Annotated in this window: 26 protein-coding genes and 1 tRNA gene; 15 read left to right on the forward strand and 12 right to left on the reverse strand. The window is 64.4% G+C overall.

What is annotated here, in order from left to right; translation table 11 throughout:
• Positions 1-58 precede the first annotated feature (58 nt).
• The 3 genes from ASILVAE211_RS14625 (at position 59) to ASILVAE211_RS14635 (ending at position 2048) form a co-directional block, all read left to right on the forward strand.
• Positions 59-352, forward strand: a complete 294-nt coding sequence (locus ASILVAE211_RS14625; RefSeq protein ID WP_227322076.1) for an ArsR/SmtB family transcription factor — start codon at positions 59-61, stop codon at positions 350-352.
• An 82-nt stretch (positions 353-434) separates the two neighbouring features.
• A complete protein-coding gene (locus ASILVAE211_RS14630) occupies positions 435-1178 on the forward strand; it encodes an SDR family NAD(P)-dependent oxidoreductase (protein WP_227322077.1) in 744 nt (247 codons plus the stop codon).
• Between the two features lie 126 nt (positions 1179-1304).
• A complete protein-coding gene (locus ASILVAE211_RS14635; protein ID WP_227322078.1) occupies positions 1305-2048 on the forward strand; it encodes an SDR family NAD(P)-dependent oxidoreductase in 744 nt (247 codons plus the stop codon).
• Between the two features lie 48 nt (positions 2049-2096).
• Here ASILVAE211_RS14635 and ASILVAE211_RS14640 read toward each other — a convergent pair whose 3' ends face one another.
• Positions 2097-2984, reverse strand: coding sequence for an MBL fold metallo-hydrolase (locus ASILVAE211_RS14640; protein ID WP_227322231.1), 888 nt, complete (start codon positions 2982-2984; stop codon positions 2097-2099).
• A complete protein-coding gene (locus ASILVAE211_RS14645) occupies positions 2984-3724 on the reverse strand; it encodes a dienelactone hydrolase family protein (RefSeq protein WP_227322079.1) in 741 nt (246 codons plus the stop codon). The genes ASILVAE211_RS14640 and ASILVAE211_RS14645 overlap by 1 nt, the downstream gene beginning before the upstream one ends.
• Positions 3725-3857: 133 nt before the next feature.
• On the opposite strand from ASILVAE211_RS14645, the gene ASILVAE211_RS14650 reads away from it, so the two are divergent.
• The 4 genes from ASILVAE211_RS14650 to ASILVAE211_RS14665 all read left to right on the forward strand — a co-directional run bounded on the left by ASILVAE211_RS14650 (position 3858) and on the right by ASILVAE211_RS14665 (position 6295).
• Complete coding sequence (locus tag ASILVAE211_RS14650; protein ID WP_227322080.1) at positions 3858-5399, forward strand: peptide chain release factor 3; 1542 nt, start codon at positions 3858-3860, stop codon at positions 5397-5399.
• Positions 5400-5419: 20 nt separating this feature from the next.
• Positions 5420-5668, forward strand: coding sequence for a hypothetical protein (locus ASILVAE211_RS14655; protein ID WP_227322081.1), 249 nt, complete (start codon positions 5420-5422; stop codon positions 5666-5668).
• Positions 5669-5726: 58 nt separating this feature from the next.
• Positions 5727-5963 carry a hypothetical protein gene (locus ASILVAE211_RS14660; protein ID WP_227322082.1) on the forward strand — a complete coding sequence of 79 codons (237 nt, stop codon included), beginning with the start codon at positions 5727-5729 and terminating at the stop codon, positions 5961-5963.
• A gap of 146 nt (positions 5964-6109) precedes the next feature.
• Complete coding sequence (locus ASILVAE211_RS14665) at positions 6110-6295, forward strand: hypothetical protein (protein WP_227322083.1); 186 nt, start codon at positions 6110-6112, stop codon at positions 6293-6295.
• On the opposite strand, the gene ASILVAE211_RS14670 is transcribed toward ASILVAE211_RS14665, so the two are convergent.
• The 4 genes from ASILVAE211_RS14670 to ASILVAE211_RS14685 form a co-directional block, all read right to left on the reverse strand.
• Positions 6292-6699 (reverse strand): GFA family protein, encoded by a 408-nt coding sequence (locus ASILVAE211_RS14670; protein ID WP_227322084.1) that lies wholly within the window; start codon positions 6697-6699, stop codon positions 6292-6294. The genes ASILVAE211_RS14665 and ASILVAE211_RS14670 overlap by 4 nt on opposite strands.
• Positions 6700-6711: 12 nt before the next feature.
• Positions 6712-7887, reverse strand: a complete 1176-nt coding sequence (locus ASILVAE211_RS14675) for a multidrug effflux MFS transporter (RefSeq protein WP_227322085.1) — start codon at positions 7885-7887, stop codon at positions 6712-6714.
• Between the two features lie 122 nt (positions 7888-8009).
• Positions 8010-8237, reverse strand: a complete 228-nt coding sequence (locus ASILVAE211_RS14680; RefSeq protein ID WP_227322086.1) for a hypothetical protein — start codon at positions 8235-8237, stop codon at positions 8010-8012.
• A 121-nt stretch (positions 8238-8358) separates the two neighbouring features.
• Positions 8359-9300: a complex I NDUFA9 subunit family protein gene (locus tag ASILVAE211_RS14685; RefSeq protein ID WP_227322087.1), complete on the reverse strand. Its 942-nt coding sequence runs from the start codon at positions 9298-9300 to the stop codon at positions 8359-8361.
• A gap of 155 nt (positions 9301-9455) precedes the next feature.
• On the opposite strand from ASILVAE211_RS14685, the gene ASILVAE211_RS14690 reads away from it, so the two are divergent.
• Together ASILVAE211_RS14690 and ASILVAE211_RS14695 are read left to right on the forward strand one after the other, a co-directional pair.
• Positions 9456-9542 (forward strand) — tRNA-Leu (locus ASILVAE211_RS14690).
• 238 nt (positions 9543-9780) lie between these two features.
• On the forward strand, positions 9781-10776 hold the full coding sequence (locus ASILVAE211_RS14695) for a ferritin-like domain-containing protein (protein WP_406566067.1): 996 nt from the start codon (positions 9781-9783) through the stop codon (positions 10774-10776).
• Positions 10777-10815: 39 nt separating this feature from the next.
• On the opposite strand, the gene ASILVAE211_RS14700 is transcribed toward ASILVAE211_RS14695, so the two are convergent.
• The 4 genes from ASILVAE211_RS14700 to ASILVAE211_RS14715 all read right to left on the reverse strand — a co-directional run bounded on the left by ASILVAE211_RS14700 (position 10816) and on the right by ASILVAE211_RS14715 (position 14515).
• A complete protein-coding gene (locus ASILVAE211_RS14700) occupies positions 10816-11433 on the reverse strand; it encodes an O-methyltransferase (RefSeq protein ID WP_227322088.1) in 618 nt (205 codons plus the stop codon).
• Between the two features lie 107 nt (positions 11434-11540).
• Entirely contained in the window at positions 11541-12368 is an 828-nt protein-coding gene (locus ASILVAE211_RS14705) for an aldo/keto reductase (RefSeq protein WP_227322089.1), read from the reverse strand.
• A gap of 24 nt (positions 12369-12392) precedes the next feature.
• Entirely contained in the window at positions 12393-13001 is a 609-nt protein-coding gene (locus ASILVAE211_RS14710) for a UbiX family flavin prenyltransferase (RefSeq protein ID WP_227322090.1), read from the reverse strand.
• A gap of 5 nt (positions 13002-13006) precedes the next feature.
• A complete protein-coding gene (locus ASILVAE211_RS14715; RefSeq protein WP_227322091.1) occupies positions 13007-14515 on the reverse strand; it encodes a UbiD family decarboxylase in 1509 nt (502 codons plus the stop codon).
• 91 nt (positions 14516-14606) lie between these two features.
• Between ASILVAE211_RS14715 and ASILVAE211_RS14720 the strand changes: the two genes are divergently transcribed.
• Both ASILVAE211_RS14720 and ASILVAE211_RS14725 read left to right on the forward strand, forming a co-directional pair.
• On the forward strand, positions 14607-15512 hold the full coding sequence (locus ASILVAE211_RS14720) for a LysR substrate-binding domain-containing protein (protein ID WP_227322092.1): 906 nt from the start codon (positions 14607-14609) through the stop codon (positions 15510-15512).
• A 40-nt stretch (positions 15513-15552) separates the two neighbouring features.
• A complete protein-coding gene (locus ASILVAE211_RS14725; protein ID WP_227322093.1) occupies positions 15553-16296 on the forward strand; it encodes an SOS response-associated peptidase in 744 nt (247 codons plus the stop codon).
• 5 nt (positions 16297-16301) lie between these two features.
• Here ASILVAE211_RS14725 and ASILVAE211_RS14730 read toward each other — a convergent pair whose 3' ends face one another.
• Both ASILVAE211_RS14730 and ASILVAE211_RS14735 read right to left on the reverse strand, forming a co-directional pair.
• Complete coding sequence (locus ASILVAE211_RS14730) at positions 16302-17645, reverse strand: O-acetylhomoserine aminocarboxypropyltransferase/cysteine synthase family protein (RefSeq protein ID WP_227322094.1); 1344 nt, start codon at positions 17643-17645, stop codon at positions 16302-16304.
• A 32-nt stretch (positions 17646-17677) separates the two neighbouring features.
• Entirely contained in the window at positions 17678-19036 is a 1359-nt protein-coding gene (locus tag ASILVAE211_RS14735) for an LLM class flavin-dependent oxidoreductase (RefSeq protein WP_227322095.1), read from the reverse strand.
• 135 nt (positions 19037-19171) lie between these two features.
• On the opposite strand from ASILVAE211_RS14735, the gene ASILVAE211_RS14740 reads away from it, so the two are divergent.
• The 4 genes from ASILVAE211_RS14740 (at position 19172) to pbfA (ending at position 23814) form a co-directional block, all read left to right on the forward strand.
• Entirely contained in the window at positions 19172-20395 is a 1224-nt protein-coding gene (locus ASILVAE211_RS14740) for an acyl-CoA dehydrogenase family protein (protein WP_227322096.1), read from the forward strand.
• A gap of 110 nt (positions 20396-20505) precedes the next feature.
• Complete coding sequence (locus ASILVAE211_RS14745) at positions 20506-21624, forward strand: TIGR03364 family FAD-dependent oxidoreductase (RefSeq protein WP_227322097.1); 1119 nt, start codon at positions 20506-20508, stop codon at positions 21622-21624.
• A complete protein-coding gene (gene phnX, locus ASILVAE211_RS14750) occupies positions 21621-22427 on the forward strand; it encodes a phosphonoacetaldehyde hydrolase (RefSeq protein ID WP_227322098.1) in 807 nt (268 codons plus the stop codon). Before ASILVAE211_RS14745 ends, phnX begins: the two co-directional genes overlap by 4 nt.
• Positions 22428-22437: 10 nt before the next feature.
• The gene (pbfA, locus tag ASILVAE211_RS14755; protein WP_227322099.1) at positions 22438-23814 is read left to right on the forward strand and encodes a (R)-1-hydroxy-2-aminoethylphosphonate ammonia-lyase; all 1377 of its coding nucleotides are present in this window, start codon (positions 22438-22440) and stop codon (positions 23812-23814) included.
• Positions 23815-23852: the final 38 nt, after the last annotated feature.

Here is a 23852-nt window from a genome sequence, read left to right on the forward strand (position 1 = left end):
AGCCTATTTCTCCAAAAAGGTGCTGCTTTTTACCAAAGATTTCTGCTGAGATCTCCCTATGACCGAGTCCGCGACCCAAGCTCTGACCGACCGCCAGTTTTCGCTGATCGCCCGCGCCCTGGCCGAACCCCGGCGCTATCAGATGCTGAAGATGCTGGGCGAGCAGCATGGCACGGTCGCGTGCAGCACCCTGTCCATGTGCCATGAGGTCAGCGCGGCCACCATCTCCCATCATATGAAGGAGTTGGAAAATGCCGGGCTGATCGAAATCGTGCGCGAAGGCAAATTCGCCAATCTGACCTTGCAGCGCGACGTGCTTGCCGCTTATCTGAGACGCCTATCTGAAATCTGAGCCCCTGCCCTGCGCGGCGCCTACTGGCGTCGATTGTTAGACGATTATCTAATTGTCGAAATTCAACGCGTAGGAGTTTCCCATGAGCAAGCTTTCCGGAAAGGTCGCGCTGGTCACCGGCGCCTCCAAGGGCATCGGCACCGCCATCGCCCTGGCACTCGCCGAAGCCGGTGCGGCGGTCGCCGTCAACTACGCCTCCGACAAGGCCGGCGCGGATAAGACCGTCGCCGCCATCACTGGCAAGGGTGGTCGTGCCGTTGCCGTTCAGGGCAGCGTCGCGGACGCCGGCGACAGGATCGTCGCCGAAACGGTTGCCGCCTTCGGCCATATCGACATCCTGGTGAACAATGCCGGCGTCTATGCCTTCGCGCCGCTGGAAGCCGTGACGGCGGAGGAATTCCACCGCCAGTTCAATACCAATGTGCTGGGCCTGCTGCTGACGACCCAGGCGGCGGTCGCGCATTTTCCGGAACAGGGCGGTAGCGTCATCAATATCAGCTCCGTCGTGTCCCGCTTCACCCCGCCCGGCACGGTCGTCTACACGGCGACCAAAGGCGCGGTTGATGCCATCACGCATACGCTGGCCAAGGAATTGGGGCCGAAGCAGATTCGCGTGAATGCCATCAATCCGGGCGTCGTCGTTACCGAAGGCGCGCGCGCGATCGGCGTGATCGACGGCGAATTCGAGGCGGCGGCGGTGGCCCAAACGCCGCTCGGCCGCGTCGGCCAGCCCGATGATATCGCGGGCGTCGCGGTCTTCCTGGCCTCCGACGATAGCCGCTGGGTAACGGGCGAGACCATCATCACGGCTGGCGGCTTCCGCTGATCAACCCGAATTCTGTGACCCTGTGCGGGCCAATGCGGCCGCGCAGGGTGACAGCGTGCAGACCGCTGGCCGCCCTTTCAGGCAGCGGACAACAGGCCTTCCATCTCCTCCAATAGGAACAGATCCATGAGCAAGCTTTCTGGAAAAGTTGCCCTGGTTACGGGCGCTTCCAAGGGTATCGGTGCCGCCATCGCCACGGCGCTGGCCGCCGACGGTGCGGCGGTTGCCGTCAATTACGCGTCCGACAAGGCGGGCGCGGATAAAACCGTGGCCGCCATTACGGCCGCCGGCGGCCGCGCCGTCGCCGTTCAGGGCAGCGTTGCGGACGCCGGCGAAAAGATCGTCGCCGAGACGGTCGCGGCCTTCGGCAAGATCGATGTCCTGGTCAATAATGCCGGCGTCTATGCCATGCTGCCACTGGCCAATGTCACGGCCGCCGAATTCCATCGCCAGTTCGACACCAATGTGCTGGGCCTGCTGCTGACGACCCAGGCGGCGGTGAAGCACTTCCCGGAACAGGGTGGCAGTATCATCAATATCAGCTCCGTCGTCAGCCGCATCACCCCGCCGGGCGCTTCCATCTATAATGCGACCAAAGGCGCGGTCGACGCGATTACGCATACGCTGGCGAAGGAACTCGGCCCGCAGAACATCCGGGTGAATGCCATCAACCCCGGCTTGGTGGAGACGGAAGGCACGCATACGGCGGGCTTTATCGGCAGCGATTTCGCCAATGCAGCCGTCGCGCAGACGCCGCTGGGCCGCATGGGCCAGCCGCAGGATATCGGGCCTGTCGCGGCCTTCCTGGCCTCCGATGACAGCCGCTGGGTGACCGGCGAGACCATCATCGTCGCCGGCGGCGTGCGTTAACTTTCTGCCCCCGCCCGCCGCGTAGCGCGGCGGGCGGGGTAAGAAAAATCAATCATGCAGCGGGAAGGAGCTGGCGCGCCCGTCGCTGTGATAGACCCAGACGCGGCCATGGCGCGTTTCCCGCAAGCCATAGCCGAAAATATCCTGCCCTTGCCGATAGGGCGCGCCACTCGCCACCTGTTTCAGCGCCGCCTCGGTCTCTGCGATCAGCGACACTTCCGCGATCGCGCGCGCCACATGGCCGGCGCAGATAGCATGAACCGGCGCGGGCAGCCGGGTGAGTTTGCCGACCGACACCGCCAAGTCGTCGAGAGATGACTCATCATAATGCGCGTAGAGTGCGCCTTCGGTCAGCGTATCGCCGACGAAAAGCACGCCATGTGCCGGGTCGAAGAGAGAAATACCGTCCGGGCTATGGCCCGGCGTCTCGATGACCTGCAAGCGCCGGTCACCGAGGTCGATCTCATCTCCCTCCCGCAGCAGGCCCGTCGCGGCCACGCCGCCCGGACGCCAGCTTTCCGCGTCGAACCCTGCCGGAAAAGGCCGCAAGGCCAGTTCCGGCGTCAGAGCCATGACGTCCGCATCCGCCGCGCGCTGGGCTTCGGCATCAGCGATCAGGGGCAGCAGGCCGTCGATATAGCGTTTCAGCAGGTCGCGCGGGGCATGGCGGCGCAGCGGCGCTTCCGCCTGCGCACCGGCCAGACGCACGGCGAATTCCGCATTTCCGCCGACATGGTCGAAATGATAATGCGTGTTGATCAACTTTATCGGCAGGCGGGTCAGCTTTTCCACCACCGGCCGGATCGGCGCGATGCCGGTGCCGCTGTCGATCAGCGCCGCACTGTCGGATCCCAGATAGAGCCAGCTCACGACATGGCCGGGTTCCACGATCATCCAGAGATCGCGATTGACCTGACGGATTTCGAACCAGTCCATCACCGCAGATACTCCCGGAACAGGCGCAGCGCGCTGTCATAGCCGAAGCGGCCCAGCTCGGCGTCGTAGCGCGGCCCCTCGTCCCGCATGAAGGCATGGGCGGCATTGACCTCATGCCATTCGTAATGGACGCCCGTTTCTTCCAGCCGGTTGCGGATCATGCTGCGGCCTTCCAGCGGCACATGCGGATCCTGCCGGCCGAAGACCATCAACAGCGAGCCGGTGATCTCACCCGCCCGGTCCAGGCTGCCATCCTGCGCGCCGGCCCCCAGCGTATGGGTATGCAGGTCGGTCGCGTAGAAACAGGCGGTGGCCTGCACATCCGGCTGCAAGGCCGCGCGGAAGGCCAGATGCCCGCCGAGGCAAACGCCGAAAGCGCCCAGCGCGCCGGTGGAATTCGGATGGGATTTCAGAAAATCGAGCGTTGCCCGGCAATCGGCATCGTATTGCGGCACGGGCTTGGCGAATTTCAGCTCGTTGCCGCGATCCGTTCCGGGCTTGTCATAGGCCAGCACCGTCCCGGCCGGCTCATATTCATGATAGACTTCCGGGATGCCGACCACGAAGCCGCAGCTTGCCAGATAGGCCGCCGTGCGGCGGATCGGCGCCGTCACCTGATAGATTTCCGAATAAAGGATGATGGCCGGATAGCGCCCCTCGCCCTGCGGACGCAGCACATGCACGCGCATGACCCCGTCATCCATCGGCAGGTCAGTGAATGTATCGGCTTCCAGACGCATGGCTCTTTTCCCTGTCAGACCCGTCCCGGTTAGCATTGCGGGCGGGGCCAAACCAGCCGCCGAGCCCTGCTTTCATAAGTGCTGCGCCGCGCCGCCAGTTCCGTTACCCGTCCGTTCTTGCTAGAGCGCGCGCATGAGCCAGAACGAAGTCATCGCTAACGAGATCGCCCGCCGGCGCACCTTCGCCATCATCTCCCATCCTGACGCCGGCAAGACGACCCTGACCGAACGCCTGCTGCGGGCGGGTGGCGCCATTCAGCTGGCCGGCAATGTCCGCGCCAAGGGCGAGCGCCGGCGCACACGGTCTGACTGGATGGGCATCGAGCGCGATCGCGGCATTTCCGTCGTGACCTCGGTCATGACCTTCGAATACGGCGGCTGCATCTTCAACCTGCTCGATACGCCGGGCCATGAAGACTTCTCGGAAGACACCTATCGCACGCTGACGGCCGTGGATTCGGCGGTGATGGTGATCGACGCGGCCAAGGGCATCGAGGACCGGACGCGCAAGCTGTTCGAAATCTGCCGCCTGCGCGATATTCCGATCATCACCTTCATCAACAAGATGGACCGCGAGAGCCAGGACGTCTTCGCCCTGCTGGACGAGGTGGCGAGCGGACTGGCGCTGGATGTCTGCCCCATGACCTGGCCGGTCGGCCGCGCCTCGGACTTCGCCGGCACCTATGACCTGCAAAAACGGGCATACCACCTGACGAGCGAGCTCTCGCAGTCGGATGACCGCATGGTGCAGCTGGGCGAGGAGATCGACCTCGTGCGGGCCGCCCTGCCGGAATTCGATGCCGAAAGCTTCATGGCCGGCCATCTGACGCCGACCTATTTCGGCTCCGCCATCAAGGATATCGGCGTCACGGATCTTCTGGACGCGCTGGCCGATTTCGGGCCGAAGCCCCGCGCCCAGCCGGCCGATACGCGGGTGGTGGATGCGGCCGAGCCGGAACTGACCGCGCTCGTCTTCAAGATCCAGGCGAATATGGACCCGAATCACCGCGACCGCATCGCCTTCGCCCGCGTCTGCTCGGGCCGGCTGACGCGCGGCATGCGCGTGAAGCAGGTGCGGACCGGCAAGCTGATCCCCATGCACGCGCCGCAATTCTTCTTCGCACGTGACCGGGCGCTGGCCGAGGAAGCCTTCGCCGGCGACGTGGTGGGCATTCCCAATCACGGCACGCTGCGCATTGGCGATACCCTGACTTCGGACGAAGTGCTGAACTTCACCGGCGTGCCTTATTTTGCGCCGGAAATCCTGCGGCGCGTGCATCTGTCGGACGCCATGAAGGCCAAGAAGCTGCGCACCGCCTTGCAGGAACTGGCGGAGGAAGGCGTGGTGCAGCTGTTCCGCCCGCAGGACGGCTCACCGCCCATCGTCGGCGTCGTCGGCATCCTGCAGCTGGACGTGCTGCAGGCCCGCCTGGCGCAGGAATACGGCACGCCCATCACCTTCGAAGGCGTGCCCTATTCGCTGGCGCGCTGGGTTTCCGGCGATAAGCTGGCCATGGAGAAGTTCATCACCACCCAGCGCACGGCCATGGCCGATGACGTGGACGGCGACCCGGTCTTTCTTGCCTCCTCCGCCTTCATGCTGCGCCGGGCGATCGAGAATTTCGACAACCTGACCTTCCGCGACATCAAGGATATCCGGCCGCAGGCGGCCTGACCGAGAGGAAAGCCCCGCCCATGGCCATCAACCTGTTGACGGCTTTGGGCGTGGTGGTGGCGACAGCCGGAACGGACGCCGTCTATGTCCGCTTCACCGCCGCCGTCGCTGACCGGGCGCGTGTGCCGGCCGCGACCTGGAGCAGCCTGTGGTATCTGCTCTCGGCTTTCGCGGTAATCAGCTACACGCAGAACTGGGTCTATGTTCTGTTCGCCGCCCTCGGCTCCTGGCTCGGCGCCTATCTGTCGATCACGTTCATGCGGCGCTGAAGGCAGATGCAATATCGCCCCGGACTGCGTATATTATGGCGACGGAAGGGGATTTCTCATGTCTCAGACCACGGCCCGAAAAACAGCCGCATCTCGTGAAACAGCCGCTAAGCAGGCTGCCACAACTGGCAAAGACACCGCCGCCACGCCGGTGAAGCGGCACGCGATCTCGCCTGAAGAGGCGCATCTGATCACCAAATTCGACGAGAGTATGGCGCGCTTGGATGATGGCATTGCCGAGCAGCGCCGCGTGCTTGATGCCCTATTGATGCGCATGGCCAATAAGGCTGCCTGAGCCAACTTATGGCATTGCCCGTATGGTCTTCTGTAAAAGCGGCCTGGAAAACTGCCCGTAAAATTGAAGGGCTTTTTGAACTCCAAGCCAAAACGACTGCTGCTCTTGAGGCTCTTGATACGCGCCTCCGCACGCTTGAAGACCGCATGACGCATCTGGAAGCCGGCCAAGGCCAACTGATCACCGAAGCGCGTGGCGCGGCCGGTGCCGCTGCGACCGCTCTCGCGGGCTCGGTGATTTCCGATGTGGTGACAAGGGTGACGCGGATCGAAATGCGGCAGGAGGATATCCATCGCCGTTTGGCCGGCCCGGCAACGCCCCCAGACCCTTAAGCGCCCTCGCGCTCGCCCGTCGCATAGGCCGGCAGGCCGTCGGCCAGAACCTCCCAGGTGAGTTTCTCGGAGACCCAGACATGTTCGGTCGGCGGAAAGGCCTCAGGCTTGTCCAGGCTGACCGTCATGACATCGATGGTCTCGGGCTTATCGAGATTGTCATAGGTCAGCGGCGACCCGCAGGCACCGCAGAAGCTGCGGACAATACGCGCCGAGGATGCATAGGCGACCGGCGCGCCCTGTGTGATCGCGAAAGCTGATCGCATGACACCGATATAAGGCAGAGACGGCGCGGAACTCGTTCGCCGGCAGGTCTCGCAGTGGCAGAGCCCGCTGTTGAAGGGTGCCTCCGTCAGCCGGTAGCGCACCGCGCCGCAAAGGCAGCCGCCGGTCATGCCCGTCATTGTGTCTCCCGTTCAGCCGCGCGGCCGCAGACGGTTGAAGAGCGTGATGCCGACGGCGCCCGCCAGCATACAGACGGCCATGGCGCGCGGCGAGGAATCGCTCAGCTCGCCCACGATCATGCCGCTGACGGCGCCGATGGAGAATTGCAGCGTTCCGGTGAGCGCGGAGGCAACGCCGGCATTCTGATGCTGGCGCGACATCACCGCCACCGTGCCATTGGGAAAGATGCAGCCGAGCGACGCGATACAGACGAACAGACCCATCAGCGTCGGCACCAGCCCCGCCAAACCCAGCGCGGAAATCAGCGTCAGATAAACGGTGCCGCCCAGCATGACATAGACGGCCGTCGTCAAAGTGCGGTCGATGCCGAAGCGGCTGGCAAAAAGGCGGCCATTGAGCTGGCTCGCCATGATGAGGCCGAAGCCGTTCAGGCCGAAAATGCAGCCATAGACGATAGGGCTGACATGGAAGCCGGTCTCGAAGACCAGCGGCGACCCGCCCAGATAGGCAAACAGCGTGGCACTGGCGAAAGCCACCACCAGCGCCGCCGGCAGGAAGTTGCGGTCGCGCGCCACCTGCACATAGCGCTGAAAGACGCTGATCAGTCCGTGGCGCACGCGCATGTCACGCGGCAGCGTATCGGGCAGCAGGAAGACGACCAGGGAGAGATTGACGATGCCGTAGACCGCCTGCACCCAGAAGATGGACCGCCATCCCGCCCAGTTCAGCACGAAGCCGCCCAAAGCCGGCGCCAGGATGGGAGAGACACCCATCACCAGCATGAGCTGCGCCATCATCCGGGCGGCATTGGACCCGTTGGACAGGTCGCGCACCACGGCGCGCGGCACGACCATGCTGGAAGCGCCGCCAAGTGCCGCCAGAAACCGAAAGATGGAAAAGGTCACAAGGCTGGTGGACAGCGCGCAGCCGATGGTCGCCAGCGTGTAGAGCGACATGCCGACGACAAGTGGGGCCTTGCGGCCGACACGGTCCGCCAGCGGCCCCAGGATCAGCTGGCCCAGCGCGAGGCCGACGAAGAAGGTGGCGAGCGTGATCTGCGCGCCGCCGCGCACGGCCCCCAATTCCCGCGCAATCTGCGGAAAGGCCGGCAGATACATGTCGATCGAAATCGACCCGACCGCGGTCAGAAAGCCAAGAAGTGCGGGTAGCCAGACAGGAACGGACATTGTCCCTCTCTGACATATCACCCGCTGCGATGGGCAATTGAAAAGCCGAGATCAGACCTGCCGCATTCCATATTGTGCGCGGCGTGGAGCCATGCCGCGCACAATAGGCGTGCGAAACCGGGTTACGGCGCGGTCAGCGCACCGCCGGCAGCGCCCAAACCGCCACCGATCAGCGCGCCCGTGCCGGCATTGCCGCCCGTCGCCCCGCCGATCAGTGCGCCACCGCCGGCGCCGATGGCACCGCCCGTCAAAGCACGGGTCAGCGGCGAATGGCCGCAGGCAGAAAGTGAAAGAGCCGTCGTACCCAGCGCCAGGGCCAGAACGACAGCGCGCGCAGAAACAACCTTCATCTAAACCTCCAAAATTCATGGCGAGGGTGCGAAAGCATAAACCTCACCGTCACAATCAGCTGGTTCTGCATGTTGTAACGACGCGCATTTTCGCAAGCGGCGCGGCCCTGGTCCGTTTCGATCACGAATTTGGGCGCTTGCCGCCGTAGCGTGCGAGATAGGCCGGCACCACGAGATCGATGGGGCGCGGCACGATGCCAAGCGCGGCGAAGCCCGGCACCAGACCGCTGGTGACATTGTCCTGGGCCAGCATCTCCAGCTGGTCCGTGGTGAAGGGCTTGCCTGGCATATGTTCCAGCAGCTTCGCCTGAAGACGCGCGATGCCCGGCGGAATGGCGAGCAGGGGCCGCTTCAGGCCCGTCTGCTTGAGGATATAGACCAAAATCTCGCGAAAACTCAGAACCTCCGGCCCGCCCAGCTCGTACAGGCGCGGTGCTTCCGGCGGCAGCGCGAGGGCAGCCATGATGGCCTCCGCGACATCCCCCACATAGACCGGCTGAAACTTCGTCCGGCCCGAAATCACCGGCATGACGGGCGACAGGCGGGCCATGGCGCCGAAGCGGTTGAAGAACTGGTCTTCCGGCCCGAAGACGATGGAGGGACGCAGGATGACGACGTCCGGAAAGCCAGCCGTCACCGATGCCTCCCCCGCCGCCTTGCTGCGGCCATAGCCGCTTCTGCTGGTGCCCGAGGCACCGATGGCCGAGATATGGACAAGATGCTTCACCCCGGCGCGGGAGGCTTCGTCGGCGATGACGCGCGGCCCCGTGCCATGGGCACGGACGAAGTCCCCGGATTTTTTCTCGGCCAGGATGCCGACGAGGTTGACGACGACCTCTGCCCCCATGATCGCACGAGCCACGGCACCCGCGTCAGACAACGGCGCATAGAGCGGCACCACCTCGCCCGGATTGCCCATGGGCTTGAGATGGGCCGCCTTTTCCGTATCGCGCCCTGCGATCCGCACGGTGAAACCCTGCCGCACCAGATGCGGCACCAGATAGCGGCCGATAAAACCCGCCCCTCCAAACACCGTCGCAATCCTGCGTCCATCGCTTCGCATCGCGCTTTCCCCTGTGCCTATCGGTAACTTGTGACAGCATTACGGGGCAGCAGATCTGCCCTGCAAGGCCAACCCTCGGTTTGCGCGCATTCTCGTGATCCGCGCCTGTTGACGGGAAGCGACAGCTTGGTTACACCCCGCCTCACCGCAGCATTGCCCAGATGGCGGAATTGGTAGACGCGCAGGTTTCAGGTACCTGTGGCCGCAAGGTCGTGGAAGTTCGAGTCTTCTTCTGGGCACCAACGGCTTCCGGTGATTTCGCTTCGGCGAAATCCCGGGGAAGCCGATCATCAAGCGGGTATTTCAAAATATAAGATCGTTTCGCTGCGATGTCGATAGATCGGCATCGCGCGCGATGCGCGTTCATTGCGTTGTCATGCGACATTCCATCCGGGCTTACGTTGGCGTCAGGCTCGCGCGCCGCTATACTGGCGCTGACCGAACGGTCAGAAGCCGGTCTGCAAGCAAAGGTCAGGATCGATGAGCGCTGCCGTGGATGATTTTTTCACCGAATCCCATGTTCCGGGTTTCGTGCCACCAGTGCTGCCGAATGAACGGCATCAGGACGCCATGGACAGGGCCGACCGCACGGCGCGCCATTGGCAAAGCAAGGTGCAAGGCAAGATCCGCATCGGCTCCGACGTCCATAAGGCCGAGGTCCATCGCATGTTCGCGGAGACCTTCAACCCCTATCGTCCCTCCGTCATTCCCTGGCCGAAGCTGGACGCGGAGACGCTGCACCGCATCACCTCCCTGCCGATCTGGGATATTGCGGTCGAGACCGAGGGCAAGGCGCGCCTGCGCATGGCCGCCTATGCCGGCGATCTGCGCGACCCGGACATGCGCATGGCCTTGGCGCTGAACGCCTGGGAAGAGAACCGGCACAAGGACGTGCTGTCCAAACTCGTGCAGGCCTATGACATTCCGCTGGCGGTGGAGCCGCCCTATATCAAGCCGAAAGATACGGAATGGGCCTATCTCGTCACCGGTTTCAGCGAATGCGTCGATAGTTTCTTTGCTTTCGGACTCTTCGAAGTCGCCAAACGGTCCGGCTTCTTTCCGCCGGAGCTGATCGAGACATTCGAGCCCGTGATGCAGGAGGAATGCCGCCATATCCTGCTTTTCGCGAACTGGCTCGCCTGGCATCGCGCGCGCCTGCCCTTCTACAAGCGCCCCTGGTTCGAACTGCGCGTCTGGGCCGTGTGGGTCTTCCTCGGCTACGAACGCGTCGGCCTCGCCCGCAGCATGGACGGGGAAGGCAAGGAACGCACGCAGGACAACAACTTTACCGTCACCGGCGCGCAGTCGATGAGCAATGTCGAGATCGAAATCGGCGAACTGATGCAGATCTGCCTGGCCGAGAATGACCGCCGCTTTTCAGGCTATGATACGCGCCTGCTGCGCCCGACGACGATGCCGGCGCTGACGCGCCTCGCCATACGCGTCATGAAGATGATGAAGCGGAAAAAGAAGTAAGCGTGTGAGGTGGCAGGGGCGTTCGCCCCTGCCCTTCCGTCAGCCTGGTTCGTAGCGGCTGATTTCCAGCCCGGTGCCGACCGGCAGCAAGACGCTGCTGATGCTGGGCTCCGCGCGAATGGCGCGACTATAGGCCTGCACGCCTTCGCTGCCGGGCTTGATCATATTATCGGCGGCGATGATGGCCCCTGGATTGAGCTTCGCATAAAAAGCTTCCAGGCAGGGCACGTAGAGATCCTTCCAGAGATCGACAAAGACGAAGTCGAATCCGCCCTCCTCTTGACCGATCATCTCAACCGCATCGCCGATGCGGAAGTCGATAAACTCGGACAGGCCTGCCTTGGCGGCCATCTCCTGGGCATAGATGCTTTTATAGGCATGGATTTCCATGGTGACGAGGCGGCCGCCCACGGCGCGCGCGGCTTCCGCCAGCCAGATGCCGGAATAGCCGAAGGATGTGCCGAGTTCGAGAATGCGCGGGTTCGGCAGGCTGCGCACAAGGATGTTGAGCAGGCGCCCCGTGTCCGGTCCGATTGCCCGCATGCGCATATCCTCGCCGCCGTCGCGACCGCTGGCGGGCAGATCGCGCGATGCCGCGCGCTCGTCCTGCATGCGCTGATGATAGGTGTCTAGGACAGATAGAATAGCCGGGTCCATGACCCCTCCGAAATTAGTCTGCGGTCTCTATAAACTCGGAGAGGCCGGTCATCCATGCAAGCCAGCGTGAGGAATTGTTTCAGCCGTCACGCGGCTGCATGAAGGCGTCAATGACCGAAGGTATCTGCGTCGACCAATTCGACCGTCGGGTGCCGCAATGCATCGATACGATTCATCTCAGACTCGCTCAGCGTAAAATCGAAAATGTCCAGATTGGCCTTCTGCCTGACGCTGTCGGAGGATTTCGGCGTCGTCGCAAAACCGTTCTGCGTATGCCAGCGCAGAATGACCTGCCCGGCAGACTTGTCATGCTGGGCCGCGATGCCTTGAATGGCGGGATCCTTCATAATGTCACCGCCACGGCCGAGGGGACTCCAGCTTTCAGTGACAATGCCTTTTTCCCTGTGGATAGCGACAAGATCGTCACGACGCAGATAGGGATCGAGCTGGATCTGATTGACATGCGGCACGAAGCCCCGGTCGAACAAAGCCTCCAGATGCACGGGCTTGAAATTGGAAACGCCGATGGCGCGCACCAGTCCGGCATCCAGAAGCTTCGTCATGCCTTCGAAAGCTTCAACGTAGCGGCCCTGATCCGGGTTCGGCCAATGGATCAGCAGCAGGTCGATATAGTCCAGGCCCAGCCGCTTCAGGCTGCCCTCGGCCGCCTGCCGCACGCCGGCAAGGCTGTGCCATTCGCGATTGAACTTGGTGGTGACGAAAATCTCATCGCGCGCAACACCGGAATTGCGAATGCCTTCGCCCACGCCGGTCTCGTTTCGGTAGTTCTCCGCCGTGTCGATCAGCCGGTAGCCGAGACCGACGGACTGGGCGACGCTGACCGCCGCCTCCGCGTCATCCATCGGCCAGGTGCCGAGGCCGATTTGCGGCATGGTCACGCCATTGAGAAGTTTCAGCGCGGGCACAGTCGACATGGCAATTCTCCGTAAGTCAGGCCTTTAGATGGGGAAGGTCTGTTCCTCTGCAACCGCTGCTTCGCCCCAGCGCAGCATGTCCGGCATATCGAGGCCGAAGCAATCCAGCGCGCGGCCAAGGCAGTGATCGACGATATCCGCAATCGACGTCGGATTGGTATAGAAGGCCGGCATCGGCGGATGGATGATGCCGCCCATCTCCGTCACCGCCAGCATATTCTTGATATGTCCTGCGTGCAGCGGCGCTTCCCGCACCATCAGAACCAAGCGACGGCGTTCCTTCAGCACCACATCGGCGGCACGCGTCAGCACGGTTGTGGTGACGCCGCTGGCGATCTCGGCCAGCGTGCGTACGGAACAGGGCGCGATCAGCATCCCCATCGTCCGGAATGACCCGCTGGCGATGGCGGCGCCGACATCATTGACGGGATAAGAGACATCGGCCAGCGCGTGCAGCGCCTCCCGGCTCATCTCCGTTTCATAGGCCCGCGTCATCTCCCCCGCGCGGGAGACGACCAGATGCGTCTCCACCCCCAATTGCCGCAGCACCTGCAAGGCGCGGATGCCGAAGACGATGCCCGTGGCACCGGTAATGCCGATCACCATGCGTGACGGCGCTGCCGCTTTCGTCATGATCGTCACGCCTTGGGGAAAAGATCGGGCGCGAAGGGCGTGGGGTCCACATCGCGGAAGGGCGCGCGCTCGAAATGCTTTTTCATTTTCCAGGGATAGGTGCAGTCGAAGATCGTCTTGCAGGTGATGCCCTTGCCCGGAATGCTGGCATTGTAGTCAGGCGACTGCGAGGGATCGAGCACATGGCCGGTGACGCCGGGCAGGAAGATGGTGTCGATATCGCCCTGATAGCGCGTCTGCATGGCCCATAGCACGTCGTCGCTGTCGAAAAGATCGACGTCCTCGTCAACGATGATGACGTTTTTCACTTCGCGGTAGACGCCGAGCGCGATGATGGCCGCCTGCCGCGCCTTGCCCTGGTCACCGGCGCTGCGCTGATGCACCTGGAGCACCGCCAGCAGCTTTCCGCCACCCGCCGTATGGGCATAGACGTTTTTGACGAAGCCCGGCAGCGCGCGTTCGCAGGCATTGTAGATGCTGGCTTCGGTCGGAATGCCAGCGAGGCTGGTATGTTCCTCGCCCGGTCCCACCAGCGTCTGCAAAATGGCGCCATGCCGCATGGTAACGGCCTTGACCTTGATGACGGGCAGAGACGGATTGGCCGGCCCGTCATAGCCGGGGAATTCCGGCATGGCATGGCCGGTATTGGTGTTCTGATCCTCCCGCACGCGCACATTGGGCAGGATTTCACCCTCGATCACGATTTCGGCGCGGGCGATGGAGCGCTGGTCGACGGCTTTGGCGCGCACCAGTTCCACCGGCCGGCCGCGCAGCCCGCCGGCGACGGCGAGTTCATCGAAACCGAAGGGCGTGGTCGGGGCCTCGAAACAGGCGCCGATCAGGATCGCGGGGTCGAGGCCCATATTGATGGTGACGGGCAGTGCCTCGCCCCGCGCCTCCGCCTTCTCACGGAAGGCATCGATATGACGGCCGGGGGCAAAGAAGACGGAAAGTTCATCCCGCCCCTGAACGCAAAGCCGGTGGATGGTGACATCCGAATGGCCTTCGTCCGGATCGCTGCCGAGCAACAGGCCGAGGCAGAAATAGGGACCGGCATCCTGTTCGGTATTGGTGGGCGCCGGCAGCAATCTGCGCAGATCGAAACCAGGGTCGCTCGCCAGATGCACGACCTCCTGACAAGGCGCGTCACCTGTGATCTCAACCGGCGGAATGGCCTTCTCGACCGCGCGGCCCATATGCTGGGCCAGGTCTTCGGCCTTGCAGTCCAGCATATGCGCAACACGCTGGCGGTCGGCCATCAGCCCCACCAGCACGCGCGAGCCGGGATAGCCCTTCACAGTCTCGAAGATCATGGCCGGCCCCTTCCGGGTCGGGCGCATGACCGTGCCACCGGCACCGATGCGCTTGTAGACGCCGGCCAGTTCGGCATGAGGGTCAACCGGATGGTTGGTGGAACGGATATGGCCGGACCGTTTTTCCAGCCGCGCAATGGCCGAACGCAGGTCGGTAATCGCATCCGTTTCGGACGCAGGCGGGTTGAAGGTGGAATCCATGGGCAAGGGCCTCCTGATCTGCCGGCACATTGGCCCGTCCATTGATGAAGATCGATATACTTCAATCCGCTATATTGATACGTTTGATCTTATGAATTCCCTTCTCTCCACCGTCTCCCTGCGCCGGTTGCAGGTGTTTCTGGCCGTCTGCGAAACGCTGCATATGGCCCGCGCGGCCGAGGCGCTGGGCATCGCCCAGCCCGCGCTCAGCCAGCAGATACGTGGGCTGGAAACCGCTATCGGCGCCCGCCTGTTCCATCGCCGGAAGCGCGGCATCGACCTGACGGCCGCCGGCGCGCAATGCCGCGACCAGGCCGTACGGCTGCTGCGCCTGCATGGCGAAACCATCGAACAGGTGCGCCGCGTGGCGCGGGGCGAGGCCGGGCGCATCGTGCTCGGCTATGTCGGCTCGGCCATGTTCGAGCGGCGCTTTCCGGCCGAGTTGCGGCAGATGCGGGATCGCTTTCCCGGCGTGGAACTGAGCCTGCGCGAAGGCAGCATCCTGACCCTGCTGGACGCCGTCGCCAGTGGGGATATCGATATCGCGCTGGTCCGCGCGCCGATCGACGTCGCGCCGCCGCTGAAGGCGCGTTTCCATTCCCGCCAGGCGCTGTCGGTCATTCTGCCGCACAACCACCCGCTGGCCCGCCTGCCCGCCATTCCCATCGCGCACTTGGCGCAGGAGACGATGATCGGCCTGCCCGACAGCGAAGCCGTGGGCATCATGCGCGTGGTGACGGAACTGGCGCGGGCCGCCGGCATTCAGCTGCCGGTGAAGTGGCATGTCTCGGAAGTTGGCAGCGTGCTGGGCCTGGTCGCGGCGGGCCTCGGCTTCGGCATCGTGCCGGAAGCCATCGCCGCATTGGCCGGGCCGGAGATCGCGGCGCGACCGCTGCTGGTGGACCCACCGGCCCATGCCGAGCTTTGGCTGGTCTGGCACGAAGAGAAACTGACACCGGCATTGAGCCAATTTCTGTCGGTCGCCGGCGGCGGCTAAGGGCTTTGGCGACTCGCACCCGTCGCGCCACAAGGGCGGTATGTGCGGTCGTTTCGCGTCCACCCTTCCCCCCGAGCAGATCGAGGCATTGTTTGCCATTGGTGGCGAGCTGCCCGGCCAGGCACCGTCCTGGAACATCACGCCCCGGCAAGACGCCCTGGTCATTCGCCGCCACCCGGAAACGCGCGCCCGCCGTGCGGACGCGCTGAACTGGGGCTTTCTGCCGCATTTCGCCAAGGAACTGGCACGCGCGCCGCGGCCGATCAATGCACGGGCCGAGACGCTGGCGACCTCGCCTTTGTTTCGCAGCGCCTATCAGGGCGGCCGGCGATGCCTGATCCCGGCGACGCTGTTCTACGAATGGCATACCGGCACCAATGGCCGGCAGCCCTATGCCGTGGCACGCATGGACGGCGCGCCGCTCGTCTTCGGCGGGTTGTGGGAAGGCTGGCGCGGGCCGGACGGTGCCATCATCCGCAGCTTCACCATTGTCACCACCGTCGCCGGTGCGGATGTCGCGGCCCTGCATGAACGGATGCCGCTGACGCTGGCACCGAAGGATTGGCCGTTGTGGCTGGGCGAGACGGACCGCGACCCATCCGATCTGCTGAAACCCACGCCCGCTGGCACATTGCGCGCCTGGCCCGTTTCCACTCGCGTCAATAGCGCGCAGCAGAATGACGCGGGCCTGGCGGACGAGATTGACCCATCAATCCCGCCGCCCAGGCCCGCGACAGAAGCCCGCACGCTGAAACAGGGGCCAAGCCTGCCGCTATTTGGCTAAACCAATCAGGCTTGCGCCAAGGCCTGACGCAGATCGTCCAGAATATCCTCGGGATGTTCCAGACCGATGGACAGCCGGATATAGCCCGGCGTGACGCCCGTGCGTGCCTGTTCCTCCACCGTCAATTGCGAATGGGTGGTGGACGCCGGATGAATGGCCAGGCTGCGCGCGTCACCGATATTGGCGACGTGATAAAGAAGTTGCAGCGCATCGATGAAGCGCTTGCCGGCCTCCGCACCGCCGCCAAGTTCGAAGCCGAGCAGCGCACCCTGCCCGAATTCGCCGCGCAGATAGCGATCGGCCCGCGCCCGCGCCTGTCCCGTCTGCTGACTGGGATGGATGACGCGCGTGACCTTGTCATGGCCTTTGAGGAAGTCCGCGACGATGAGCGCGGAGGCATTGTGCTGGCGGATGCGCAGCGGCAGCGTCTCGATCCCCTGGATGAACTGAAAGGCGTTGAAGGGGGAAACGGCGGCGCCCAGGTCACGCTGCAAGACCACGCGCGCGCGGAGCACATAGGCGATGGGGCCCAGCGGCTTTGCGGCCTCAATCCAGACCGCGCCGTGATAGCCGGGGTCCGGCTCGGCCAGCAGCGGGAAGCGTGCCTTGTGCTTTTCCCAATCGAATGTGCCGCCGTCGATGATGGCGCCGCCGATGGAGGTGCCATGACCGCCGATATATTTTGTTGTTGAATAAACAACAATCGCGGCACCGTGGTCGAAGGGCCGCACCGTCAAAGGTGCTGCGGTATTATCCACGATCAGCGGAATGCCGAATTGCTGCCCGATGGCGGCGACTTCCGCGATGGGAAACACTTCCAGCTTCGGATTGGGCAAAGTCTCGGCATAATAGGCGCGGGTATGGTTGTCGGTCGCGCGCGCGAAAGCTTCAGGGTCCGCCGGATCGACGAAGCGCACTTCGATGCCCAGGCGCCGCAGCGTATTGGCGAACAAGGCCCAGGTGCCGCCATAGAGATCCGTCGAACTCACGATATTGTCGCCGGCTTCGGCGATATTGAGAATGGCGAAGGCCGAGGCCGATTGGCCGGAGGAGAGCGCCAGAGCGGCCACCCCGCCTTCGAGTGCGGCCAGGCGCTGTTCCAGCGCGTCCTGCGTCGGATTGGTGATGCGCGTATAGACATTGCCCAGTTCCTGTAGCGCAAACAGGCGCGCGGCGTGGCCGGTATCGTGGAACTGATAGGATGTCGTCTGATAGATCGGCACGGCGACCGCGCCGGTCGTGGGGTCGGCGCGATAGCTGCCGCCGTGCAGGGCGATGGTTTCCGGCCGCCAGCGTGCCCGCCGGTCGGTCTCGGAAAGCGCAGTCGTGGAAATCTGTGTGTCCGGCATGGTTTTTCCCAGTTCTGTTTTATTTATCTGGTTTAGGCCGAGCGCCGCAGCGTCTGCACCGCCCTGTCATCCTCGCGCAGGTGGTGGCGCAGCGTGCTGCCAGTATAGCGCTTTCGGTAAAGACCTAAACGTTGCAGTTCAGGCACGACCTCATCGGCGAATTCCGCGAAACTGCCGGGCAGATAGGCCGGGCTGATGACGAAGCCGTCGCAGGCCCCGGCATCGAACCATGTTGCCAATATCCGTGCGATCTGCGGCCCGGTGCCGCAGAGTTGCGGCACGCGAATGCTGGCGGCCCATTCGCGGCCGACGCTGTCGAGCGTGGCCCCCGGCCCGCCCAGCGTGGCCAACTTCTCCCGCACCGCCGCCGGCAGGCTGTTATCCCCCGCCAGATCCGCGACCGGCGTTGCCAGATCATATTTGGCGAAATCGAAATTGAGCTGGCCGGACAGCGTGACGATGCCGAGTTCGGGCCGGGCGAGCGCGTTATGCGCGTCGCGCAGCGCAATCGCCTCGGCCTCGGTGCGGCCGATGAAGGGCATCACGGCGGTGAGGATACGCACGCTGTCCGCGGCCCGTCCCTGTTCCACCGCCAGGCGCCGGACATCGGCGCGGAAGGCGATGCCGTCCTCGATGCTGCGGTTGATGGCGAAAATGGCTTCCGCCCAGCGGGCGCCGAAGCGGCGGCCGCGCCCCGAGGCGCCGGCCTGGATGATGACGGGATGGCCGGCCGGTCCGGGCGGCATGTTCATCGGGCCTTCGACCGCAAAGAATTGCCCGCGATGATCGACGGCATGCACCTTCGCCGGATCGACGAAGAAGCCGGCTTCCTTGTCATGCACCAGGGCGTCCGGTTCCCAACTGCGCCAAAGCTTGAAGGCGACCTCCAGAAACTCGTCGGCGCGGTCATAGCGCAGGTCATGCTCCATATGCCGGTCCTGGCCGAAGATGCGGCCTTCGCTGTCATTCATGGAGGTGACGACGTTCCACGCCCCGCGCCCGCCGCTGAGATGATCGAGCGTCGTGAAGCTGCGGACGATATGGTTGGGCTGGTAGTAGGTGGTGGAGCGGGTGACGCCGAGGCCGATATGGCGCGTGGTGGCCGCCAGGTAGGAGACGACGGGTAGCGGGTCCAACCGCGCCGGATCCTGACTGCCGTAGCGAAAGGCCGCGTCCCGGCTGCCATCGGCCTGGTCGGAGACCGCCAGACGGTCCGCGAAGAACAGGAAGTCGAACAGGCCTTCCTCCAGGATTTCCGCAACGTCCGCGTAAAGCCTGGGATCGGTAAAGCGCCGCGTGGTGCGCGGATGGCGCCAGACGGCGTGGCTATGGACGACCGGACCCGCGATCAGAAAGCCTGCGAGATGAATCTGTCGCGACGCTTGGGTCACCCGCGTCTCTCCTCTTCTCGTCGCCGGCCATAGACGCATGGCCGGACGCGCGATACGATAAACAACATCGAGATAGTGCAAATACGCGACGTCACTTGTAAATACTGAAATTAAATAGTTAATTCTGAGGCGCTCATGACCGAAACCGAAACCGCCTGGCCCGCCCCCGTCTCGTCCAGCTATCCGGCGTTGGCCGAGCGGTTCCGGCCGATCTTCCGCCAGATCGCGGAAGGCGCCATTCAGCGCGAGGCTGAGCGCATTTTGCCGTATGAGCCGATTGCCTGGCTGAAGGCGGCCGGCTTCGGCACGGTGCGGATCCCCGTGGCAGAGGGCGGGTTCGGCGCCACGATTCCTGAGCTGTTCGGCCTGCTGATCGAGTTGTCGGCGGCCGATTCGAATGTCACCCAGGCGCTGCGCGCCCATTTCGGCGCGGTCGAGGATATTCTGGCCGCCGGCACGGCAGACCGGCGGGCGCGCTGGATTCCGCGCTTCCTGGCGGCCGAGCTGGTCGGCAGCGCGCTGAGCGAAGCCGCCGGCAATACGCTCGGCTCCTTCGAAACCCGCCTGACCACGGACGGCGACCTGCTGCGGCTGAGCGGCACCAAATTCTACAGCACCGGCACGCTCTATGCCGATTGGATCAATTTCGCCGCCGAGAAGGACGGCGAAGTGCTGAGCGGACTCGTCTCCGCCACCGCCGAAGGCGTCACTCGTCATGACGACTGGTCCGGCTTCGGCCAGACGCTGACGGGCAGCGGCACCACGGTTTTCGAGAATGCGGCCGTGCATCCGGGCGACGTCTTTCCCTTCGACGCGCGCTCCAAATACCGCACCGCCTTCTATCAGCTGGTGCATCTGGCGACGCTCTCCGGCATCGGCCGCGCCGCCGCGCGGGATCTGACGGAACAGGTGGCCGCCCGCCGCCGCGCCTATAGCCATGGTGCGGCCGGAACGGTGCAGACCGATCCGCAGGTCTTGCAGGTGGTCGGCCATGTCCGCAGCCTGGCCTATGCCGCCGCCGCCACCACGTTGCAGGCCGCCCAGGGCGCGCAGCTGGTCTATGACCTTTCCATCGCTGGGCAGCCGGAGCAGGCCGCCCAGGCCGCCATCGTCAGCGAAATCGGCGTCGATCAGGCGCAGCCGGTGGTGGCCAAGCTGGTGCTGGAAGCGACCGAAACCCTGTTCGATGCCTTGGGCGCGTCGGCGACCGTACGGGCCACGGCGCTGGACCGGCATTGGCGCAATGCCCGCACCCTCTCCTCCCATAATCCGTTGATCTACAAGCAGCGCATCGTCGGCGATTACGCGGTGAACGGTACCGCGCCGCCCAGCTTCTGGATGGTCGGCAGCGTCAGCTGAGACCTTCTGCATGACGGTCTGATGAAAGCGGGGCGCGGACCAGCATAACGGCCATTGCTCCCGCCCCGCGCGGCTCGCTAATAGGCGGACACATCTATACGAGTTCGCCCATGACCTATGACATTGCCATTGTCGGTGCCGGCATCGTGGGCATCGCTCATGCATTGGCCGCGAGCCGCCTCGGTCTGCGCGTCGTCATGATCGACCGCGACCAGCGCTCGGTCGGCGCGTCCATCCGCAATTTCGGCTTTGTCACCGTCACGGGCCAGCAGCAGGGCGAATGCTGGCGCCGCGCCATGCGGTCCCGCGACATCTGGGAAGAGGTCGCGCCCCAGGCCGGTATTTCTGTTCTGCATCAGGGCCTGGCCGTGGTTGCCCGCCGGCCGGAAGCGGCCGTGGTGCTGGAAGCTTTTCGGGACCATCCGGAAATGGGCGTCGGCTGCGAACTGCTGTCGGCCGAGGAAGGCCGCAAGCGCTTCCCCTGGATGACCGGCGAGGCCGAGAGCGTGCTCTATTCCCCGCATGACCGTCGGGTTGAATCCCGTGAGGCCATTCCCCGTCTCAACGCCTGGCTGGCGGAAGCGCGTGGCGTCACCGTGCTGCGCGGCGTGGCCGTGCATGGCGTGGAACGCGGACGCGTTTTCACCAGCGACGGCGTCATCGAGGCTGCCAAGATCGCGGTCTGCCCGGGCGATGATCTGGCGACGCTTTTCCCTGACCGGCTGGCGGAATTCAGCGTCACGCGCTCCAAATTGCAGATGATGCGGCTGAAGCCCCGCAAGCCCCTGCCGCTGGGCTGCGCGGTGATGACCGATCTCTCCCTCGTCCGCTATCTCGGCTATTCGGAACTGCCGGAAGCCGCCCCCCTGCTCGCGCGTCTGAAACAGGAACAGGCGCCACATCTGGCCGGCGGCGTGCATCTGATTGCCGTGCAATCGGCCGATGGCAGCCTCGTCGTCGGTGACACCCATGTCTATGGCACCACCATGGACCCCTTCGGCGATACGGCGCTGGACGATCTGGTGCTGGATGAATTCCACGCCGTCTTTCCGGGCGTGGAATACGACATTACCGAGCGCTGGATCGGCACCTATGCCTCCGCGCCCGACCGTCTCGCGCTGCTCGACAAGCCCATGGATGACGTCGCTCTGACCGTCGTCACCAGCGGCACCGGCGCTTCCACCGCTTTCGCCATCGGCGAAGAAGTCATTCAGGAGCTTTGCGCATGAGCCATCACCTCAAGGCCGCGATCTTCGACTGGGCCGGTACCGTCATCGATTTCGGCTCCCGCGCGCCGATGGGCGCCTTCGTCGAAGCCTATCGGCGTTTCGATGTCGCGGTTTCGGTCGCGGAAGCGCGCAAACCCATGGGCCTGCCGAAACGCGCCCATATCGCGGCGCTGATGGCGGACCCTGACATTGCGGCGCGCTGGGCGGAAACCCACGGCGCCCTGCCGGGCGAGGCCGAGATCGACGCGCTGTATGCCATCTTCGTGCCGCTGAATACCGAAGTGGTCAGCGATTTCTGCACCCTCATTCCGGGTGCCGTGGACATGGCAAAAGCCGTGCGGGCGCGGGGCATGAAGTTGGGCTCCACCACCGGCTATGTCCGCCCGATCATGGAACGCGTGCTGCCTTTGGCCGCCGCTCAAGGCTATGTGCCGGACAATCTGGTCTGCGCCGGTGACCTGGCGGACGGCCGCCCCAGCCCGCTGATGATGTATCGCTGCTTCGCGGATCTGGGCGTCTATCCCCCCTCCGCCGTGGTGAAGATCGACGATACCGAGCCGGGCATCCTGGAAGGCCTCGCCGCCGGCACCTGGACGGTCGGCGTCAGCGTCTCCGGCAATTGCGTCGGCCTCAGCCATGAGGAATGGCTGGCGACGCCCGAGGAAGAACAGGCATCGCTCCGCGCGAGCGCGGAGAATACGCTGCTCGGCGTCGGTGCGCATTTCGTCATCGACAGCATCGCCGATCTGGTGCCGGTGCTGGATGAGATCGAAGCGCGCATGGAACGCGGCGAGACGCCCTGAGCGCCGTCGCGTGACCAGCCCCGTTCGCGCCGGCGAAGGCGACGTCAACCATTCGCCGCGCCGCCGCGCATGGGCCGCCGAGAACATTCGGGGCGCAGGCCGCGACCTGATCGACCGCGATGCGGCGGCCTTTCTGCACCAATCCGTTTCCACCCCCTGCCTTAACGCCATCGCGCGGGCCGAGGGGATCTGGATCGAGGATGTGGCGGGCCGCCGCTACATGGATTTCCACGGCAATAACGTCCATCACATCGGCTACGGCCATCCGCGCCTGAAGGCGGCGATTGCCGCCCAGATGGACGCTCTGCCTTTCGCGCCACGCCGCTTCACCTGCGAACCCGCCGTGGCGCTGGCCGAAAAGCTGGCCGAGATCGCGCCGGGCGACCTGTCAAAGATCCTGTTCACGACCGGCGGGTCGGACGCCATCGAAGTGGCGCTGAAAGTGGCGCGCGCCGCCACGGGTCGCTTCAAGACGATTTCCTTCTGGGACGCCTTCCACGGTGCCGGTTTCGGCGCGTCCAGCGTCGGTGGCGAGGCGATGTTCCGCTCTGGCCCCATCGGGCCGCTGCTGCCGGGCACGGAGCATGTGGCGCCCTTCGCCTGCTACCATTGCCCCTACGGCTATCCGGCGCCGAACGGCGTGCCGGACCTCGACCTCTGCCATATGACCTGCGCGAATTACCTACGCTATGTGCTGGAACGCGAAGGCGATGTCGCGGCCGTCATCGCGGAACCCGCCCGCGCCGTACCCTATCTGCCGCCGCCGGGCTATTGGAAGGCCGTGGCCGAGGCCTGTCGCGCCCATGGGACGCTGCTGATCTTCGATGAAATCCCGACGGGATTGGGCAAGACGGGCCGCATGTTCGCCTGCGACCATGACGGTGTCACACCCGATATTCTGGTCATGGGCAAGGCGCTGGGCGGCGGCATTCTGCCCATCGCGGCGGTGCTGTGCCGGCCGGAGCTTGACGTCGCCGGCGCCTATGCCTTCGGCCATTACACGCATGAGAAAAACCCCGTCACGGCGCGGGCCGCGCTGACGACCATTCAGATCATCGAGGACGAGGATCTGGTGGAAAACGCCCGTCGGGTTGGAGACGTCGCGCTGGACCGGCTGCACGCCATGAAAGCCAAGCATCCGCTGATCGGCGATGAGCGCGGCCGGGGCTTTCTGCTCGGCATCGAACTGGTGACGGACCGTGCGGCCAAGACGGCCGCCAGCGACGCCGCCGAAGCCATTCTGTATCGCGCCTTCGACCAGGGTCTGAGCTTCAAGACAACGATGGGCAATGTGCTGACGCTGACGCCCTCGCTGGTCACCACCGAAGGTCAGATGATGCAGGCGCTGGATATTCTGGAAGCGGCAATCACGGCGGAAGAGCGGTAAGCTAAATCTCTTGAATCTGGCTCCAAAACGGCGCCAGA

The organism is Acidisoma silvae (genome assembly GCF_020618775.1).
Lineage (GTDB): Bacteria > Pseudomonadota > Alphaproteobacteria > Acetobacterales > Acetobacteraceae > Acidisoma > Acidisoma silvae.